We start from the raw sequence: 18,243 nt of genomic DNA, 5'->3' as shown, positions 1-18,243 counted from the left end.
CAAAGTCCGATCAGCTCACATAAGGGGTGAACTTTCTTCCAAATGAACTGAACGGACGATAAATGTGACTATAAAAACCAATTAAAAGTGGATAAATGGCCGCTAAAAAGCTCAAAAGTCTTCCAAACTACACGCATCGACCTTATTTCAAGAGTCTCAAAAAAGTCTGTCACAAATCTGCCACACAAACTTTTTACAGTGCCCCTAATTCTTATGACCAACCCTTATTTCATGATTAGGAACCTTTATGCCTCGTTTCCAACACACTCTGATTGCCACCGCTTTATTGGCGGCCAGCAGCACCTACGCAGCGACCACATCCACTAGCTATGAAGACATTGCCGACAGCGCGGCATGGCAATCCGCAGACGGTCAGCAATCTTTATTGATCAGCTCTTTAGAAGGCGACGGTATCTCGGTGTACAACGCGTCAGGTAAAGAGATTCAGCATATTGAAGGTATCGAAGCATTGGGCGCAGACGTGCGTTATGGCTTGCGTTCAAAAGGTGGTAAGAAAGCCGACATCGTAGCCGTTGGCCTGCCCGATGAAGACGCCATCGCGTTCTACCAGATCAACGGTAAAGCCAAAGCACCGCTAACAAAAGTAGGGCGCTTGCCACTGGAGATCACGCCAGAAGGCGTCTGTTTGGGCAAAAATGCTACTTCGGGCGATATGTTTGTCGCCAGTTACGACGAAGCAGGCAACCTCGTGCAATACAAACTGGCGTTTGATGGCAAACAGGTCATCAGTGCCATTCAACATAACGGCAAACCAACGTTTGTTCGCTCTATGAATGTGGGCGGTGAGCTAAGTGGTTGTGCTATGGATGATGAAACCAACACCTTATACGTAGCAGAGCAAAACGTCGGTGTCTGGGTGTACGGTGCCGACCCTGAGAATGTCAAAGACCGCGCGTTGCTTGATGTGGTTGAGCCGCTTGGTCATTTAGAAGAAATTGAAAACCTAGACATTGTTTATCAAGCACATGGCAAAGGTGCCATCGTCATCGCCGATGAAGGGCAAGGCTTTGTGCTGTACGACCGTGTTAGCCATAAATTCCTTGGCAAGTTTGATGTCGCAGGCGTTGAAGAAGCCAAGCTGGTCAGCGCATCAACTCAACAGCTTTGGATCGGAAATACCGAGCTAGACGAGCCGGTTTACCAAACGCTTTCTTGGAACGAGCTTGAAAAGCTTTCGGGCTACAAAGCAGAAAACACCTTGTCTCCTCGTGAGCTTGAAATCAAAGGCGTGGAATTGGTGCGTGCTCACGGTGAAACCAAAGCCGTGGATAACCATGGCGATGCGGCGGACGACCCAGCCCTTTGGTACAACGTCGAATCCCCCAAAGACAGCCTGATCATCGCGACCAATAAAAAGGGCGGCTTGATGGCCTATGACCTGCAAGGTAACGAGATCCAATACCTAGAAGGCGGCAAGCCCAACAACGTCGATATTCGCCAAGATGTAATCGATGCTGATGGCAATCAAATCGCGCTAGCAGCGGCTTCAAACCGTAAGAAAAATACCGTGACGCTCTACACCATCGATGGCTCTAGCACACCGATCAAACCACTGCCTGCCACTCAAGGCACAGTGCATCCAAAAGCCCCAGAGCTTCTATCCAGCGTCGATGAAGTCTACGGCCTGTGTATGTCACGCGGTGAAGACAGCACACCTTATGTGTTCGTGAACGGCAAAGACGGACAGATCGAGCAATGGCGCATCAGCGTGAAGAATGGCGAAGCTCAAGGCACCGTTGTACGCACGCTAAACGTGCCATCACAGCCAGAGGGTTGTGTGGTGGATGACCGAACTCAGACTCTATATGTGGGCGAAGAAGACCACGCGATCTGGACGTTCGATGCTCGAGCAGACGGCAACACCGAAGGTAAAGTCTTCGCCAAAGTCGATGGTAAACACCTAATCGACGACATCGAAGGCCTGACCCTTTACCAAACAACAGAGCAGAATCTGTTGATCGCCTCAAGCCAAGGCAACAACACCTACGCGGCGTTTGATCTAAATGACCAAGGCAAATTCGTGAAAAGCTTCGCCATCATCGGCGATGACGAACGCGGCACAGACGGCGCTACCGACACCGACGGCATCCATGCGGTATCACAAAACCTAGGCGAAGAATTCCCGAACGGCCTGTTCTTAGCACAGGATTGGTACAACATTGATAGCCAATACAAAACCGAAAACCAGAACTTCAAAATCGTCGACTGGCGAGATATTCAGGCGGTTTTGAAATAAGCCTGATTTAGATGATAAAAAGCCGCTAATTCGAGGGAATTAGCGGTTTTTTTTATTCACGCGCGCAGCGCAGTCCTACAACGCGGATTTATCCCCGATAGAATCGGGTCGTACAAGTCGATCAGGCTTACTCGAGTGCCATCAACCACGTATGTAGAAGTCTTCCTGGACTAAAGGCAAATGCTCCAGCGATTAATATGCCACCAACATACACGCCTATCATATAGCCTCTGTGCAGTTTCATATTTTTGTTTTTTGCTGCCAGATAGGCAGCAGGAACAGCGCATAAAACCAGAACACTAAACAAATGAATAAATCCAAAATGCCCTAGCAAGGTTGGTCCAACTTCTGCTGACATGAAAAGAGTAATAAAAGCGGTCAGCAACATTAGAACCATATACATTTTTCCAAGAAGCTTATGATTCAAAGTACCCTTTCGATTGACCAATAGAACAGCACCAATAAAGAAAGCGGGCACAACAGTTATCAGGTGCAAATAAGCCAGTTGGATGTATGTCATGCTTTGTCCCTTAAGCCACATTAAATAATGAGCAACGCTATTGCCAATCTAAGTCGTTGCACCAAAACCACTGAATATGATTCAAGCCCAGAATATCGAACGCAGTGAATCTGCTTAATTTATTTGTTATGTACGTTTTACCGCAATCACGGAATATGTATGCCAGTGCTTCATTCTACCCAATGAGGTTTTTGCAGCTTCATCGCGTTCAAAGAACTTAATTATTTCAAACCCCGAGAACAAAGCCTTTACTTCTGATTCTGATAAGGGTGCTGTTGGGCTGCGATAGCTATGAGCCCAACTGTCTTCGCAGCCCATGAAGTCACCTGCAAACACCCCACCGATTTCAATGGAAGATTTAATGTTGTGCCAAGTCGATTCAAATTGGTTTGGGTCAGCGAAGAACAAACTAGAATTTGCGATAACAACACCAGATTTTGGATAGTCGAACGACTCAAACGAAGACTCAGTAACATTCACCAATGACTTTGCCCTGAATCTGTCTCGACAAATAGCGACCGCGTCAGGGTTGATATCAAAGCCATGAACTTGAAAGCCCTGTTGCGCTAGGTATTCGATATCACTACCTGTTCCACAACCACAGTCGGTGGCTATTTTGAGATTTGATTCATTGAGCTGGACTGCAAATTCAGTATGTTCTGAATGGGGGCGAGACAGTGCCTTTTCGTAGTACGCACGCCAAATTTCAGTGTTCTCATCCATAAATCTCTAATTTCCCGTCAAAGTACGCAGTGCCCGCAAAAGTTGCGCAACAAAGCTTGGCTGTAAGTCCGCTCCGCTGTTAATAGGTTTTTATAGAACTATTGCACCGCAATATGGACTTCGATTTCATTACCGTTTGGATAATATTCAAAGTCTATTGAAAACAGCCTTTGATGCTCGCAATTTTCATTAGAGAAGTATTCCCAAACTTCTGTCCATGCATCGATGGCGATTTGAGGCATTTCCCCTTTATGGGTGAACACTAGGTACTTACCATTAGGGATAGTTAATTGCTCAATATCTACATTTGAAGGGTATGACTGACCATCAAAACCAGCGAGAACCGTGAACATCCCGTTATGGTCTGACTCGTAGTTGTAGTAAGCGCCGTAGACACGTTCACCATTTTTATAGTCAACAGGAACACTTTCATCGAAAGATTGCCATAATGCGGGTATTTTCCCGTTGGGGCTCATTTCTACCGCATTATTTGTTCTGATCGATATTCCGTTAATGGTTTTTTCTGAAACGAATCTTAATTCCATCATAATATTCCTGTCGGTACGTAAATTATTAATACGCATGCGCGCTTTAGGTTAGTTACTGCACTTGATGAACACCATCGATTTTGACCAAGCATCACGAGAATCAAAATCTTTAATTAACGAGCCTTCTGTCGCTGAATTTGTAAATGATCCCATGCCGTGTGCAATCATGTAACTTGGAAAATACGATCTTTTTACACGTTTTAGAATCCATCTAGAAGTTCTACTTTGTCGGATTCACCTCTAGACTTTGCGTAATCTCTAGCTGTTTTTCCAGACTTGTTTTTATGTTTGTAATTAGCTCCATGATTTAGAAGAACCTCCATTACTCGCAAATTACATGATTGCTCGGGTCATTCATATATTACTGAGATCCGTAGCCAGACATAAAACACCAACCGCTATCTTAAGAATTAATCGTTTCGTCTCGGTACATATAGTCTACGGACTTACCCTCTACGGTGATCATGTTTTATCGCTGTTTCATAAACGCGACTGCTAACCCAGAAGAAACGAATGTGATGCCCGCACCAATGTTTAATCCTGACACCAGTTTAGGTTTGTTCCTAAACCACTCAGACAGTTGTGACGAGAACACTCCCATTAAACTAAAGCCAACCGCAGTTAATACTGCAAACCAAACTCCATAGCCGATCATTTGAGTCGTCACTGATCCTAGGCTTGGGTTTACAAATTGAGGAACAAAAGCAAGAACAAACATTCCAGGCTTCGGATTAAGCGCGGCTGATAGAAAGCCTGCTGAGAAAATAACTTTCAGAGACTGTTTTTTCGCTGGTTCCAATGAGAACAGGTTTCTCGAACGAAGAACTTTCACACCCAACCAAATTAAGTAAGCAGCACCGACGAATTTTACTACGTAAAACGCAAGTTCAGAGGTTTGAATTAGAAGAGTGAGTCCGAAGGTAGCTGCAACGACATGAAACAATATCCCCGCTCCAGAAGACATGCCTGATATTACTGCAGCTATTCGACCTTGGCTTAAACCACGACCGATTGCGAGTAAATTATCTGGCCCAGGTGAGATAACTAACAGCAAGCAAGCCAATGTATAAGTAACAAATATCTCTAATGGAAACACGAAACCTCCTTGCTATGTGATTCTGAGTGCTAAAATTTTATTAGTACATGTGCGCGTTCTTCTGTATTTGGATACCGATCAGATATGCCAGAAGCTAATGATGAAATTAGATCTATCATGCAAAGCAAGTATCTTAAGCATGTAAAAACACGCATGCTCATTTTGATAGATAACCGCATCTGTCAGAGGGAAAAAAGAAAGGTGTGCTCTAGTCATCCTTGACAGTGTTGATTAGAGGTTAAGCTATTTCTAATGCTGTTGCCAATGTTCTTAGATCAAATTCTTAGCGGTTCTTAACCGAGGCTGCGAACCTGCTCCCCGATAAAATCGGGTCGTACAAAGACAGATATTGCGACCTTTATCAGAGATTCTATGCGTTTGATTCGCATGCTTTTTACATATTTGAATTGCATAGAAGCTCAAACCAACTGTATTCAGGTGGAACGCATTGCCGCGGAGGATTCGAGGCTGTTCCCGCGCACAGCGCGGTACTACAAAAGCCTTTATCCCCGATAGAATCGGGTCGTACAAAAAATAATATCGCGGCCTTCATTAGAGGTTTCATGCGTTTGATTCGCGCTGACGTTTCGATCTGAGGAACGAGGCGAAGAAGTTGCGCAAGCGAATTGAATGCTTGGAAGCTCCACCCCACAGCAATTAGGCGAAACTCATTACCGCCGAGGATGCTAGGTTGTTCCCGCGCGCAGCGCAGTCCTACAAGAGATTCCATGCATTTGATTCGCGTGCTTTTTAAATATTTGCATTGCATGGAAGCGCATACCTGCAAAAGCTTAAGCTACGAGACATAACGATCATTAGGTACATTGGTTCCCATTTTCATCCATACGCAGTAGTATCCCCAGCACAAGGTACCTGCTAATGATGAGATCTGAGTAAGTAATGAGACATCGAGACGAGACAAAGAAGCAAGCACTGCACAAAGCAACCATACAAGTTGTGAAAGAAGAGGGCTTTGCCTCTGCATCCGTTAATAAAATAGCGAAAAAAGCGGGCGTTGCACCTGCGACCTTGTATATCTATTTCAGTAATAAAGACGACTTGCTGACTTCAACATTTATGGTCACTAAAACAGAGCTTAGTGACTACATCTTGAGCGACTTTGACTCCGCGAAATCCCTAAAGGATAACGTTCATGCCTTTTGGACTAGGCTCTACGACTACGTTTCTAACTATCCAGATGACTATCAGTACATTGATCAGTTTTCCCATTCGCCTTTAATACAACACGTAGATACCAATGCCTTAGAGGCGCCTTATCAAGAATTTCATAAAGCACTCAGTGACGGTATTGAGCAGGGCGTTCTCAAAGATATTCCTAAACCAATGATGCTGTCATTCATCTTAGCGCCCGTCGTATTTTTAGCTCGATCTCGCTTAGGTGCCAGTTTAGATAACTCTGCCCATGATTTAGACCAAGCTTTCTCATTAGCCTGGGATGCAATCTCTGATTAATTCTAACGTATAAAATTTACACAGATTTACATGGTGAGAAATTGGCAAGGAGGAAGAACGCTGTTAACTTAATTAAATGAATGTTCATTTAATTAAGTTAACCACTACATTTGAGGAAATACAGCAATGAGCCGTTGGAAAAAAGTCATCGCAACATCATCTACTTTGACCATGTTAAGTGTTTTAAGCCTCGGGGCCTTCGCAGAAGAACTTACCTACAGTGATCATCAACCTATAGGGCAAATGCGTACTGATTTTTTGAAGGACGTGTTGTTTCCAGCGATAGAACAAGAGTCAAACGGGCGTCTCAATATTAACAATCATTGGAATGGAGAACTGGCCATTGCTTATGAAGCACTGCCAACTCTGACAGAAGGTAAGACGGTTGATATCAGTACCATCGTGCCAGAATACACAGCCAAAGAGCTGCCTTTATCTCAAATATTCAAAAGCTTCCCAGTAGGGCCAAGCGGCCAAGATCAAGTCACCTTCTTCCGAGATGTCTTCGAGAGCATTCCCGAGTTTGAGCAGGAATTTCATGCCAATAACCTTCAGCCCATTTTCCTAAGTACAGGGTATCCTGTTGGTTTCTTTGGCACGAAACCAGTCGACAGCATCAATGATATTCAAGGTCAAAAATGGCGCTCAGCAAGCTTTTGGCATTTAGATTTTTTACGGGAAGCCGGAGCTGAACCGCTTAGAACTCACTGGAGCCCAGAGATCTACGATATGCTGCAAGATGGCCGTTTAGATGGTATTTACGTCAATATCGATAGCGCCTACAACCTAAAGCTGCATGAAAAAGCCCCTTATGCTCTCATCTCCAAGAATATGTGGCTTGGGCACCTTTATGTCGTCGCAATGAACAAAACAAAGTATGACGAGCTTGATCAAATGGATAAGGATGCGATCAAACGTGCTGCGTCACGCGCTTACAGGCAGCAAGGGCAGAATATGGAAGAGCAGTTTGACGCTATGGTCAGCAAGCTCCGTTCAGAAGGCACGAATATTCGCTTTATGACAGATGAAGAAGTGCAACAATGGGCTCATATGACCCACTACCAAAGTATTCAACGCCAATGGGCTGAGAAACAAGCCGAAGCGGGCGTAACCAATGCTGAAGACGTAATCTATAAAGTCACACGCGTGAAACGTTCTTTTTAAAACAGACCTAACCCAACAACAAAAACCGCCAGCTCTGAGGAACTAGCGGTTTTTCTCTCCGATTCAATCGGGTCGTACAAAGACTGATATTGCGACCTTCATTAGAGGTTTCATGCGTTTAATTCGCGTGCTTTTTAAATATTTGACTTGCTTAGAAGCTCATATCTACAAAAGCTGAAGGCGAAGCGCATTGCAGCAGAGTATGCGAGGTTGTTCCCGCGCACAGCGCAGTCCTACAAGGCAGATTTATCCCCAATAGAATCGGGGTATACAGATGTTTTAAGTATTTTTCTTCAGCGCTAGATAGTGTTCGATCCCTGCGATTTGATCTTCTGCGTGGTGGTTTACGTACAGCACGGTGGTTTCTTTGCCGGCACATATCTTTTCAATCAACGCCAAGACTAGCTGGCGGTTCATGTCGTCCAAGCCTAAGCACGGCTCGTCTAGGATTAGTAGAGGCGGGTGTTTGACCATGGCACGGGCAATCAATAGCAAACGTTGGTCGCCGTAGGAAAGCTTGTTAAACGGTTGATCGGCACGGTCACTCATGCCTAATAACGCCAACCATTCATCGGCGATCTTTTTCTGGTTATCAGTCGATTTGGTATACATGCCGATGCTGTCGTAGAAGCCAGAAATAATCACGTTTTTACAGCTGACACTCACGCGGTATTCCCACTGCAACGCCGTGGAGACATATCCAATAAACTGCTTGATCTGCCAGATGCTTTCGCCGTTACCACGTTGGAAGCCGAACACAAAAATATCGTTCACATAACACTGTGGGTGATCGCCAGTAATCAACGACAAGACGCCAGTTTTACCGCTGCCGTTCGGGCCGCTGAGCTGCCAGTGCTTACCGGGCTCAATGGTCCAATTCAGCTTATCGACGATCACGGTATCGCCGTATTTGATCGTCGCATCGGTAAGTTTTACCAATGGCTGTTGTGGGTCTAATGCAGGCAGTTTACTGGCAGGATCGGTCTCTGGGACTTGTAGATCCGTGGTTTTCAAATGCAGTAACTGGTAAAGCTCTGCAAATGCCGATTCGTCGTTACGATCCACTTTAAACGCTAGTTTGCCGCCGTCGTGACCGTCTTTTTCCAAGTAGGCCACATGGGTAATAAAGCTCGGCATTTCATCAAAGCGGTTCAACACCATCACCATAGGTGTAGTGTCGATAATCGACGCTAAGTGCTGTTGCAGCATCGCTAGAGTATCCGCGTCTAAGCCATCAAATGGCTCATCTAGGATCAATAAATCCGGCTTGCTCGACAATGCTCGGATCAACATTACCTTGCGGGTTTCGCCGGTCGAGAGCTTACGAAACGCACGATCAAGCAAGTGGCTTAGTCCAAATTTTTCTACCAATTCTGCGGCCAGTTCTGGGTCCGCACAGTTTTCAAAAATCATTTCTTGCACCGGCGTACCGATGGCAATGACATCCATAATGTCGGCGTCGTCTTTCTTTAACTCTTTAGCGATCAGCTCCGCTTGCGCTTCAAAAGACACCAACCCTACACGGCTTGGTAGGCCCGATAACTGACCTGACTCGATCTCACCCACACCCGCAAGCACCGCTGCAAGGGCTGATTTACCCGACCCGTTCGTGCCCGTGATCACCCAATGCTGGCTTGGCTCAATCGTCCAATCAATGTTGTTCAGACGAAAGCGTTCATCAAAGTTCACGCTGAGATTTTCTAGGCAAATACGAGAGTCCATGAGTGATTCCTTACCGATGTCGAACTAATTGCAAAAAGAAAGCGACAAAAAAGCCGAGTACTCTTTCGAACTACTCGGCTTTTCTAAGTGTTTAATTTTTAGAAAAAATTAAACAATCTTCTTCATGTCAGCCATGTGACCACGAAGAACCGCACCTACTGCCTCAACTGGGTGAGAACGTAGCGCAGCGTTTACTTCGATTAGACGAGCGTTGTCTACGCCGTTGTCTTCTACAGATAGGCCTTTACCGATTACGTCAGTTTTGATGCCTTTCATGAAGTCCGCTAGTAGTGGTACACAAGCGTGGTTGTATAGGTAACAACCGTACTCAGCTGTATCAGAGATCGTCGCGTTCATTTCGTAAAGTTTCTTACGAGCGATCGTGTTAGCGATTAACGGAGTTTCGTGTAGAGACTCGTAGTAAGCAGATTCAGCAATGATGCCTGCAGCCGTCATCGTTTCGAATGCTAGCTCAACACCTGCTTTAACCATTGCTACCATCAAGATACCGTTGTCGAAGAACTCTTGCTCAGAGATTTCTACGTCGCCTGCTGGAGTTTTCTCGAAGTTAGTCTCAGCAGTTTCTGCACGCCATTTTAGAAGGTTAGCGTCGTCGTTCGCCCAGTCTTCCATCATCACGCGAGAGAAAGTACCGTCGATGATGTCATCTTGGTGCTTGTTGTATAGAGGGCGCATGATCACTTTCAACTCTTCAGAAAGATCGAATGCTTTGATCTTAGCTGGGTTAGAAAGACGATCTAGCATGTTTGTCACGCCGCCGTACTTAAGTGCTTCAGTGATGGTTTCCCAACCGTACTGGATCAACTTAGATGCGTAACCTGCGTCGATGCCTTCTTCAACCATTTTGTCGAAGCAAAGGATCGAACCCGTTTGCAACATACCACAAAGGATAGTTTGCTCACCCATCAAGTCAGACTTAACTTCCGCAATGAAAGAAGACATTAGAACGCCTGCTTTGTGACCGCCAGTACCTACTGCGTAAGCTTTTGCTAGTGCAAGACCTTCGCCTTTAGGATCGTTGTCTTCGTGAACAGCGATAAGCGTTGGTACACCGAAGCCACGAACGTATTCTGCACGTACTTCAGAACCAGGACACTTAGGCGCAACCATGATTACAGTTAGGTCATCACGGATTTGCATGCCTTCTTCAACGATGTTGAAACCGTGAGAGTAAGATAGGCAAGCGCCTTCTTTCATAAGAGGCATAACCGCTTTTACTACAGACGTGTGTTGCTTATCTGGAGTCAGGTTAAGAACAACGTCAGCTGTTGGGATTAGGTCTTCGTAAGTGCCAACTGTGAAACCGTTTTCAGTCGCGTTTTTCCAAGATTGACGCTTCTGCTCGATTGCTTCTGGACGTAGCGCGTAAGAAACGTCTAGACCAGAGTCACGTAGGTTAAGACCTTGGTTAAGACCTTGTGCACCACAACCTACAACTACCATTTTTTTGCCTTTAAGCGCTTCTACGCCATCAGCAAATTCTGACATATCCATAAAACGACATTTTGCTAGTTGAGCCAGTTGCTCACGTAGCGGCAAAGTATTGAAGTAGTTAGCCATGGTTAACACATCCTAAATTTTTATGATTAAAGTACCGACATCAAAACACGTCGATATTAAAAAAGAGTGACACATACACAACGCTGAAAAGCAGGGCTGTGTTGCGAAGTAAGTTCAATGTATAGAAGAGCGATCCTTTCGTAAATTGATATATTTGCAATATAACGTCCCATTTTTTGCAAAACAGAGCTATCATGGCTTTTATGAATACAAAAGCCCTCAAACAATTCCTCGCCTTAGCTGAAACACTGCACTTTGGCCGCGCCAGCGACGAGTGCAACATCAGTGTTTCTGCACTGTCGCGCAACATTCGCCATTTGGAAGAAGAAGTGGGGGTAGACCTATTCAGCCGCGACAACCGTACCGTGGTACTGACCCGCGAAGGCCAGCGTTTTGTGAAATACGCCCGCGAAACCACCAGCCAGTGGAACCTGATTCGCCACGAACTCACCGACCACTCGGATCAACTGAGCGGTGAAATCAGTATTTACTGCTCCGTCACCGCCAGTTATAGCTTCTTGTTTGAACTGCTAAACCGCTTTCGCCAAGTGCATCCGCACATCGAAATCAAACTGCACACTGGCGACCCCGATAAAGCCATTACTCGCATCTTGGACGGTAACGAAGAAATCACCATCGCCGCACGCCCATCCTCCATGCACAAAGGCTTAGCGTTCGCACCGATCACCAAGTCACCGTTGGTCTTTATCGCCCCCGTTGAACAACAACCCAACGTCCCCACCACTTCACCTGCCTCAGCAAGTGATTGGGAACGAGTGCCGATGATCCTATCCGAAGGCGGGGTTTCAAGGATTCGCGTGGACGACTGGCTAAGCGAGCAAAACATCACCCCAAATATCTACGCACAGGTCGCGGGTAACGAAGCCATCGTCAGCATGGTCAGCTTGGGCTTTGGCATCGGCGTCGTACCAAAGATCGTACTCGACAACAGTCCACTGATGGACCGCGTCCAAATCCTCGACGTACAGCCCGAGCTAGAGCCTTACGATATCGGCTTGTTTACCCTGAAGAAGAGCTTGAAAAACCCACTGGTTGAGGCGTTTTGGGCGTTGGTTTAAGCCCTTGTAGGACCGCGCTGCGCGCGGGATCTGTGACATGTACGACCCGATTCCAATCGGGGATGATGCGGATTCCCCCCTGTTGGAGCGCGCTGCGCGCGGGAGTTTTAGGGATTACAAAACTTGAGGCAGTAGAGGTTGCTAGATCGTTGGGGCACAAAGCTTACGTGAAATACTATAACGGCACATCATACGAGACAGACCTTACCTTACAGCTTTTGTTATCGAAACTAATAAACAAACCAAAAGGTGAACTTGAACTTGATGTGCCGCTAAAGTACAAACCAGCAAACTCACCCTCTAAGGCATCACCATTCAAATTTACCGTTTTCCGTTTAAACTGGCCGTTTGAAAGATAAAACTGATTATCTCTCCTAAGATCAACTACAGGCTCAATGGCTCGCAATGACTGAGTAAAAGTGTCGTAACCATCGCTTTCTTTCTCAATTAGCCCAATGATTTGCCCAAAATTAATTCCTGACGTTGCTTTTTCAATTTCAGCATTACAAATCCCAGCGTAAGCTAAACTACTTAGTGCATAAGAAAAAACTAGTACAATATATTTCATCTTTCCTAATCCTACTCAACGCCCACATAAACTGCGATGCAAGTTGAACGTTTGTTTGCGCTTTTTCCATCCACTTGAAATTGCTTTGTTAGCTTGTAAAGTTTCACACATCGCTTAATTGCAGAACGGTTGCAGGTTTTGCCCTAAATTTAGGGGTTATTAAATCTGCCTATTGCATATGTGGCGACAAGTCATGTACTGACAAATCTTCAGAGGACGCCCAACGCTCTGTTATTATGAACTCAACGTCACTGCCGGCCACTTTGCTGAGTTTATACTCAATACAGCCTTTTTCATTTAGGACTAATGGCTGAAGTTATTTTGAATAAATTGCTTTGCTCTTCAGCCTTACCAGGTTGCACTTCGATTAAAACGATCAAATTAATTTCTTTGCTGACCATATTTTAAGCCAGATTGTATTTCATGAATAAAACATCGAATGGTAAATGTGGGAACTCCTTTACCCCATTTTCGATAAACCCAAGACTGAGATACCAGTCTTTCAAAACTTCGTGCTTAGCAATAATACCAATACTAATTTCTTCAATACCTTTAGATTTTGCGTAATCAAGGGTATGGGCTACTAATTTTTCACCAATGCCTTTTCTGCGGTTGTTTGGCAATACTGAGAGCCTGTTTAAATACCCAACATGAGAATTGGGTTGCTCGAAAGCAACGCAACCTACAGGTTTTTCATTCTCTCTATAGAGAAAATACTCTTCTCCTCTTTCAAAATCAGACAAAACCCATTCTTTATCGTAGAACGATGGATGTTTGGGATTATTTTGTCGATTGAGATTGAACATTTCAGCAACATCTCTGTTTGAGACTGCTACGATTTTTGCTATCTCTTCCGAGTCGTTGATGCTTGCAGTGATAATGTTCATTATTTCAGACCTCCTTTTCAAGCTATTTTATTAATACGCATGCGTGTTTATCCAATAAATCTGCGTGAACGTTATTATGTTTTAGCCTTTTAACTGAAAAGACCATAGTCAATTGAAATCATTGGCTATTTTTAAAATAGCGAGCATTTCGAGAATGTAAAAAATGCATGCTCATTTTGCTAAATAACCGCGCGGGGCAGGAGGAGGTAAGAAAGGTGTGTTCTGGTCATCCTTGACTGCGTTGCTCAAAGACTAAGCTATTTCTGATGATGTTGCCAATGTTCTAAGATCAAAGCGTTGACGATTTATCATCTAGGACGGGGCTCGCTCCCCGAATGCAATCGGGTCGTACAAAGTCCGACCCAACCATACTTCCGCAGAGATTCCATGCGTTTGATTCGCGTGCTTTTTTACTATTTGAATTGCATGGAAGCTCAGGCCAGCAGCAATCAGGCGAAGCTCATTGTTGCAGAGGATGCTAGGTTGTTCCCGCGCAAAGCGCGGTCCTACAAGACCATTGCTGAATGAAAAAACGGAGGCGAAGCCTCCGTTTTAGTGGGTTGTGGGCGTTTAGCGGCCTGTTTTGATGTCGGTCCAGAGGCGGACCATTAGGCGTTCAATGCGCATGCCGCGGACTTTCTGTGCGAACAGTTTCTTTTTCACATCCGCTGGTGGGTAGATGCCTTCGTTGTCTCGGATTTCTTCGTCTTGTAGATCCATCGCGTCAACGTTCGGGTTGGCGTAGGCGACGTAGTTGGAGATATCTGCGATAACATCAGGGCGTAGCAGGAAGTCGATGAATTTATGTGCTGCGTCTTTGTTTTTGGCATCTTTTGGAATCGCTAGCATGTCGAACCAGACTTGTGTGCCTTCCTTTGGAATGCTGTATTCGATGTTAATACCGTTTTCCGCTTCGATGGCGCGATCTTGCGCTTGGATCACGTCACCCGACCAACCGATGGCAACACAAGCATCGCCGTTTGCTAGGGCGCTGATGTATTGAGACGAGTGGAATTGGCTAACGTATGGACGCACGCTTTTTAGCAGTTCAACCCCTTCGCTATCCAGTGCGTAGTCCGATTGGGTGCGACTGTTTGGATCTTTGCCAAGGTAGTTTAAAACCAGTGGGTAAAGCTCATCAGGAGAGTCTAGGAACATGACGCCACAGGACTGCAGTTTTTCCATGTTTTCCGGTTTAAACACTAGATCCCAGCTGTTAACTGGCGCATCTTCGCCCAGCACTTCTTTCACTTTATCAACGTTGTAGCCAATCCCTGTGGTGCCCCAAAGGTAAGGTACGCCGTATTGGTTGCCCGGGTCGACTGCTTCTAGGAAAGACAGCAGTTCGGTATCAACACGATGTAAGTTAGACAGTTTTGACTTGTCCAAAGTATCAAACACACCCGCTTGGATCTGGCGGCCCATAAACGAAGCCGTCGGTACGACTAGGTCGTAGCCAGAATGGCCTGCCAATAGTTTGGCTTCTAGCACTTCGTTACTGTCGAATACATCTTCGATCACGTCGATGCCGGTTTCGGCTTCAAAACGTTCGATGGTGTCTTCAGCAATGTAGTCAGACCAGTTGTAAAATTTAAGTGTCTCGGCCATGGCAGGCGCTGCACCTGCGCTCAACGCACAGACTAAGCTTGCAATGGGTACTACACGTCGCATTTTTCGTTGTGGGTGTGTCATGGTTAATTCCTTTGGTGATGTCATAGAAATGCCCACGCTTAGCTTTTCTATCCAAGTCATTGAGCATCACGGTTTGAAAGTTGTTACACGTTTAATAGCAAGTGTTCACGCTCCCAAGAGCTGATCACACGGTTAAAGGTTTCGAACTCACTGCGTTTAACGCCCATGTAAGCGGTGACAAAGTCCATGCCCAAAATTTCACATAATGGTTCGCAGTCTTCTAACAGGCGTAGGCCTTCTTCTAGAGTGCGGGCAATTTCCACTTCTTGGTATTCAGAAGGAGGCTGGTTGCCTTTGGTTGGTTCGGTAGGACGCAGTTTTTGTTTCATGCCCAAGTAACCACAGGCCAAGGTCGCGGCGATGGCTAGGTAAGGGTTACAGTCTGCCCCAGGGAAACGGTTTTCGATACGTGTCGCTTGTGGTGGTGCATACGGAATACGAAGACCCGCCGTGCGGTTGTCAAAACCCCATTGCATGTTGATCGGTGCTGCCATTTCAGGGGAGAAACGACGATAAGAGTTAACGTTCGGCGCAAAGAATGAAATCGCGTTCGGCGTGTATTTTTGCAAGCCGCCTAGGTAGTGGTAGAACAACTCACTCGGCTCGCCTTTGTTATCGAACACGTTTTGGCCCGTTTCAGCGTCAACCAAGCTTTGGTGAATATGCATCGCGCTGCCCGGTTCATTTTTCATCGGCTTCGCCATAAAGGTCGCGTAGACACCGTGCTTCATGGCTGCTTCACGTAATGTGCGCTTGAATACAAACACTTGGTCAGCTAGATCAAGCGGATCACCATGAATAAAGTTGATTTCCATCTGTGCCGCCCCAGATTCGTGGATCAAGGTGTCCACGTCCAGATCTTGTGCTTCGCAGTAGGCGTATAGCGTATCGATGATGGTGTTGAATTCGTTCACCGCATCAATGCTGTAGGAGCGACGTGATGTTTCACGTTTTCCTGAACGGCCCGCAGCGGGTTTTAGTTCATAATCAGGATCGGTATTGGGCTGAATTAGGTAAAACTCAACTTCTGGAGCGATGACTGGCTTCAAGCCTTCTTTCTCATAGAGAGACAGAATATGACGCAAGATGTTACGACTTGCCAATGGGTGTAATTCACCATCCGTGGTGTAACAGTCGTTGATCACTTGCGCCGTCGGTTCATCCGCCCAAGGCACCATTCGTATAGTGTTTGGATCTGGCTTAAGCACCATATCACGGTCGCTGGCATCAACAATATCATAGTGGTTGTCGGCCCAATCCCCTGTCACGCTTTGTACTAAAACTGTCTCAGGAATTCGGCCTGTCTTTTCTGCTAGGAACTTAAACGTCGGGTAGAACTTACCCCGCGCATTACCCGTCATATCTGCTAACGTTGACTCGACTTCTGTAATTGCATGCTCTTTTAAAAAAGCTTCAAGCTCTGTCATAACTCACCTTGGTTTGGATGGATCTAAAATTTTCTATTGCGATCTTTTTTGTTTCGGTTATTCTTTGCTCTAAACCGAATAATACTTCGGTTTAAAAACATATTTCAGTTTGATTATTAAATCAACACTTAGTTAAAAATAGCTTTTGAAAAAATTCATTTTTTTGTAAAACCGACTAATCATTCGGTTAACAGGTGATATAGGAGTGCCACATTGAGCACACATGAAGCGTCTTACTACGCCGCTACGGCCAAAGCATTAGTGGATCGCCCGCAGCTCGTTGGGGATCACGAGAGTGACATTTGCATTATTGGCGGAGGCTTTACTGGGACCTCCGCAGCATTGCATCTTGCCGAAGCGGGGTATCAGGTTACGTTACTGGAAGCTCATAAAATTGGCTGGGGAGCCTCTGGACGAAATGGAGGACAGATATGCCAAGGCCATAACATGGGCCATGAAGACATGGTGAAACACGTTGGCAAAGAGACCGCAGATCTATTATGGCAAACCTCAGTCGATTCGGTCTCGCTGGTCAAGGACTTGGTGAAAAAGTATCAAATTGACTGTGACTTAAGCGCTGGTGTACTACACGTGGCTAATAAGTCAAAACATGCAGAAGATATTCGAGAGGCGGTTGCATACAAGCGAGACGTTTTGGGCTATCAAGGGGTCTCCTTTCTCAGTGCAGACGAGGTTGCCAAGAAGCTGGGTACAGATCGTTATCATGGTGGTGAATGGTATTCAGAGGGCGCCCATGTGCACCCACTGAATTTTGCTTTGGGATTAGCCAAAGCAGCAGAGGGACATGGTGCGAAGCTTTATGAAAACTCTGCTGTGATTAACTATCAAGCGGGTGAAAGACCGGTCGTCCGCACGGCCAAAGGACAAGTCACCTGTCGCTATATTTTATTTGCCTGCAATGGTTACTTAGGCCACCTGAATCGCCCAGCGGCCCGTAAGATCATGCCGATCAATAACTTTATTATTGCAACCGAGCCACTGCCACAAGAGGTGATTGAGCGTATTAATCCTGACAACATTGCAATCGCTGACTCCAAGTTTGTGGTGAATTACTATCGCCTGTCGGCCGATGGTCGCATGCTGTGGGGCGGTGGTGAGAATTACAGCCCAAGATTCCCAAGAGACATTGCAGGGTTTGTGAAGAAACATATGCTGGAAACCTACCCTGAACTTGACCGTTATAGTATCGATTATGCTTGGGGTGGGACGCTTGCCATCACGTTAAATCGTATGCCACAAATCGCGCGTCAAACAGAGAATATCTTTGTTGCCCATGGCTATTCAGGCCACGGCGTCGCCCTCGCTACGTTTGCTGGGGCCGTCTTTGCGAAAGCAGTACAAGGCTCGTTAGAAACGGTCGATGCGTTTGAAAAATTGCCCATGCGCGACTTCCCTGGTGGCACCTTACTACGCTGGCCAGGATTGGTTGCAGGAATGCTGTACTATTCCATGCTGGATCGGTTACCGTAGCCAAACCTGCAGTAA

The 18,243-nt window shown here is 45.8% G+C and carries 15 protein-coding genes and 1 pseudogene; 5 read left to right on the top strand and 11 right to left on the bottom strand.

Annotation, left to right across the window (positions count from 1 at the left end; all coding sequences use genetic code 11):
• Positions 1 to 247 precede the first annotated feature (247 nt).
• Positions 248 to 2,257, top strand: a complete 2,010-nt coding sequence (locus tag JHD44_RS13360; protein ID WP_199463271.1) for a phytase — start codon at positions 248 to 250, stop codon at positions 2,255 to 2,257.
• A 127-nt stretch (positions 2,258 to 2,384) separates the two neighbouring features.
• Here JHD44_RS13360 and JHD44_RS13355 read toward each other — a convergent pair whose 3' ends face one another.
• The 4 genes from JHD44_RS13355 to JHD44_RS13340 form a co-directional block, all read right to left on the bottom strand.
• A complete protein-coding gene (locus JHD44_RS13355; protein WP_199463270.1) occupies positions 2,385 to 2,777 on the bottom strand; it encodes a DUF2306 domain-containing protein in 393 nt (130 codons plus the stop codon).
• A 126-nt stretch (positions 2,778 to 2,903) separates the two neighbouring features.
• The gene (locus JHD44_RS13350) at positions 2,904 to 3,500 is read right to left on the bottom strand and encodes a class I SAM-dependent methyltransferase (RefSeq protein WP_199463269.1); all 597 of its coding nucleotides are present in this window, start codon (positions 3,498 to 3,500) and stop codon (positions 2,904 to 2,906) included.
• A gap of 98 nt (positions 3,501 to 3,598) precedes the next feature.
• Positions 3,599 to 4,045, bottom strand: coding sequence for a GyrI-like domain-containing protein (locus tag JHD44_RS13345; protein WP_233402130.1), 447 nt, complete (start codon positions 4,043 to 4,045; stop codon positions 3,599 to 3,601).
• A 472-nt stretch (positions 4,046 to 4,517) separates the two neighbouring features.
• The gene (locus JHD44_RS13340; protein ID WP_199463267.1) at positions 4,518 to 5,144 is read right to left on the bottom strand and encodes a LysE family translocator; all 627 of its coding nucleotides are present in this window, start codon (positions 5,142 to 5,144) and stop codon (positions 4,518 to 4,520) included.
• Positions 5,145 to 6,044: 900 nt separating this feature from the next.
• On the opposite strand from JHD44_RS13340, the gene JHD44_RS13335 reads away from it, so the two are divergent.
• Both JHD44_RS13335 and dctP read left to right on the top strand, forming a co-directional pair.
• Complete coding sequence (locus JHD44_RS13335; RefSeq protein WP_199463266.1) at positions 6,045 to 6,617, top strand: TetR/AcrR family transcriptional regulator; 573 nt, start codon at positions 6,045 to 6,047, stop codon at positions 6,615 to 6,617.
• Positions 6,618 to 6,743: 126 nt separating this feature from the next.
• Positions 6,744 to 7,781 carry a TRAP transporter substrate-binding protein DctP gene (dctP, locus tag JHD44_RS13330; protein WP_199463265.1) on the top strand — a complete coding sequence of 346 codons (1,038 nt, stop codon included), beginning with the start codon at positions 6,744 to 6,746 and terminating at the stop codon, positions 7,779 to 7,781.
• Positions 7,782 to 8,060: 279 nt separating this feature from the next.
• Here the strand turns inward: dctP and modF are convergent, their stop codons facing one another.
• A complete protein-coding gene (gene modF, locus JHD44_RS13325) occupies positions 8,061 to 9,503 on the bottom strand; it encodes a molybdate ABC transporter ATP-binding protein ModF (protein WP_199463264.1) in 1,443 nt (480 codons plus the stop codon).
• A 108-nt stretch (positions 9,504 to 9,611) separates the two neighbouring features.
• On the bottom strand, positions 9,612 to 11,084 hold the full coding sequence (gene ilvC, locus JHD44_RS13320; protein WP_199463263.1) for a ketol-acid reductoisomerase: 1,473 nt from the start codon (positions 11,082 to 11,084) through the stop codon (positions 9,612 to 9,614).
• Positions 11,085 to 11,287: 203 nt separating this feature from the next.
• Between ilvC and ilvY the strand changes: the two genes are divergently transcribed.
• A complete protein-coding gene (gene ilvY / locus JHD44_RS13315) occupies positions 11,288 to 12,163 on the top strand; it encodes an HTH-type transcriptional activator IlvY (protein WP_199463321.1) in 876 nt (291 codons plus the stop codon).
• Between the two features lie 175 nt (positions 12,164 to 12,338).
• On the opposite strand, the gene JHD44_RS13310 is transcribed toward ilvY, so the two are convergent.
• The 5 genes and pseudogenes from JHD44_RS13310 to JHD44_RS13290 all read right to left on the bottom strand — a co-directional run bounded on the left by JHD44_RS13310 (position 12,339) and on the right by JHD44_RS13290 (position 16,737).
• Complete coding sequence (locus JHD44_RS13310) at positions 12,339 to 12,731, bottom strand: hypothetical protein (RefSeq protein WP_199463262.1); 393 nt, start codon at positions 12,729 to 12,731, stop codon at positions 12,339 to 12,341.
• 169 nt (positions 12,732 to 12,900) lie between these two features.
• A pseudogene (locus tag JHD44_RS19240) lies at positions 12,901 to 13,023 on the bottom strand (putative quinol monooxygenase); the annotation flags it as partial.
• Positions 13,024 to 13,135: 112 nt separating this feature from the next.
• A complete protein-coding gene (locus JHD44_RS13300; protein ID WP_199463261.1) occupies positions 13,136 to 13,618 on the bottom strand; it encodes a GNAT family N-acetyltransferase in 483 nt (160 codons plus the stop codon).
• Between the two features lie 570 nt (positions 13,619 to 14,188).
• A complete protein-coding gene (locus tag JHD44_RS13295) occupies positions 14,189 to 15,289 on the bottom strand; it encodes an extracellular solute-binding protein (protein ID WP_199463319.1) in 1,101 nt (366 codons plus the stop codon).
• Positions 15,290 to 15,393: 104 nt separating this feature from the next.
• Positions 15,394 to 16,737 (bottom strand): glutamine synthetase family protein, encoded by a 1,344-nt coding sequence (locus JHD44_RS13290; RefSeq protein ID WP_199463260.1) that lies wholly within the window; start codon positions 16,735 to 16,737, stop codon positions 15,394 to 15,396.
• Between the two features lie 213 nt (positions 16,738 to 16,950).
• Here JHD44_RS13290 and JHD44_RS13285 point away from each other — a divergent pair, with 213 nt between their 5' ends.
• Positions 16,951 to 18,228 (top strand): NAD(P)/FAD-dependent oxidoreductase, encoded by a 1,278-nt coding sequence (locus JHD44_RS13285; protein ID WP_199463259.1) that lies wholly within the window; start codon positions 16,951 to 16,953, stop codon positions 18,226 to 18,228.
• The last annotated feature ends 15 nt before the right edge of the window (positions 18,229 to 18,243 follow it).

The sequence above is a fragment of the Marinomonas ostreistagni genome (assembly GCF_016461785.1).
GTDB lineage: Bacteria > Pseudomonadota > Gammaproteobacteria > Pseudomonadales > Marinomonadaceae > Marinomonas > Marinomonas ostreistagni_A.
The sequence above is the reverse complement of the archived record's forward strand: the minus strand, read 5'-3'. Positions and strand labels throughout refer to the sequence as shown.

Coding starts and splice junctions, on each gene's coding strand:
- JHD44_RS13360 (WP_199463271.1), top strand. CDS start 248: ATGCCTCGTTTCCAACACACTCTGATTGCCACCGCTTTATTGGCGGCC.
- JHD44_RS13335 (WP_199463266.1), top strand. CDS start 6,045: ATGAGACATCGAGACGAGACAAAGAAGCAAGCACTGCACAAAGCAACC.
- JHD44_RS13345 (WP_233402130.1), bottom strand. CDS start 4,045: ATGGAATTAAGATTCGTTTCAGAAAAAACCATTAACGGAATATCGATC.
- JHD44_RS13290 (WP_199463260.1), bottom strand. CDS start 16,737: ATGACAGAGCTTGAAGCTTTTTTAAAAGAGCATGCAATTACAGAAGTC.
- JHD44_RS13295 (WP_199463319.1), bottom strand. CDS start 15,289: ATGCGACGTGTAGTACCCATTGCAAGCTTAGTCTGTGCGTTGAGCGCA.
- ilvY (WP_199463321.1), top strand. CDS start 11,288: ATGAATACAAAAGCCCTCAAACAATTCCTCGCCTTAGCTGAAACACTG.
- JHD44_RS13355 (WP_199463270.1), bottom strand. CDS start 2,777: ATGACATACATCCAACTGGCTTATTTGCACCTGATAACTGTTGTGCCC.
- JHD44_RS13300 (WP_199463261.1), bottom strand. CDS start 13,618: ATGAACATTATCACTGCAAGCATCAACGACTCGGAAGAGATAGCAAAA.
- modF (WP_199463264.1), bottom strand. CDS start 9,503: ATGGACTCTCGTATTTGCCTAGAAAATCTCAGCGTGAACTTTGATGAA.
- JHD44_RS13350 (WP_199463269.1), bottom strand. CDS start 3,500: ATGGATGAGAACACTGAAATTTGGCGTGCGTACTACGAAAAGGCACTG.
- dctP (WP_199463265.1), top strand. CDS start 6,744: ATGAGCCGTTGGAAAAAAGTCATCGCAACATCATCTACTTTGACCATG.
- ilvC (WP_199463263.1), bottom strand. CDS start 11,084: ATGGCTAACTACTTCAATACTTTGCCGCTACGTGAGCAACTGGCTCAA.
- JHD44_RS13310 (WP_199463262.1), bottom strand. CDS start 12,731: ATGAAATATATTGTACTAGTTTTTTCTTATGCACTAAGTAGTTTAGCT.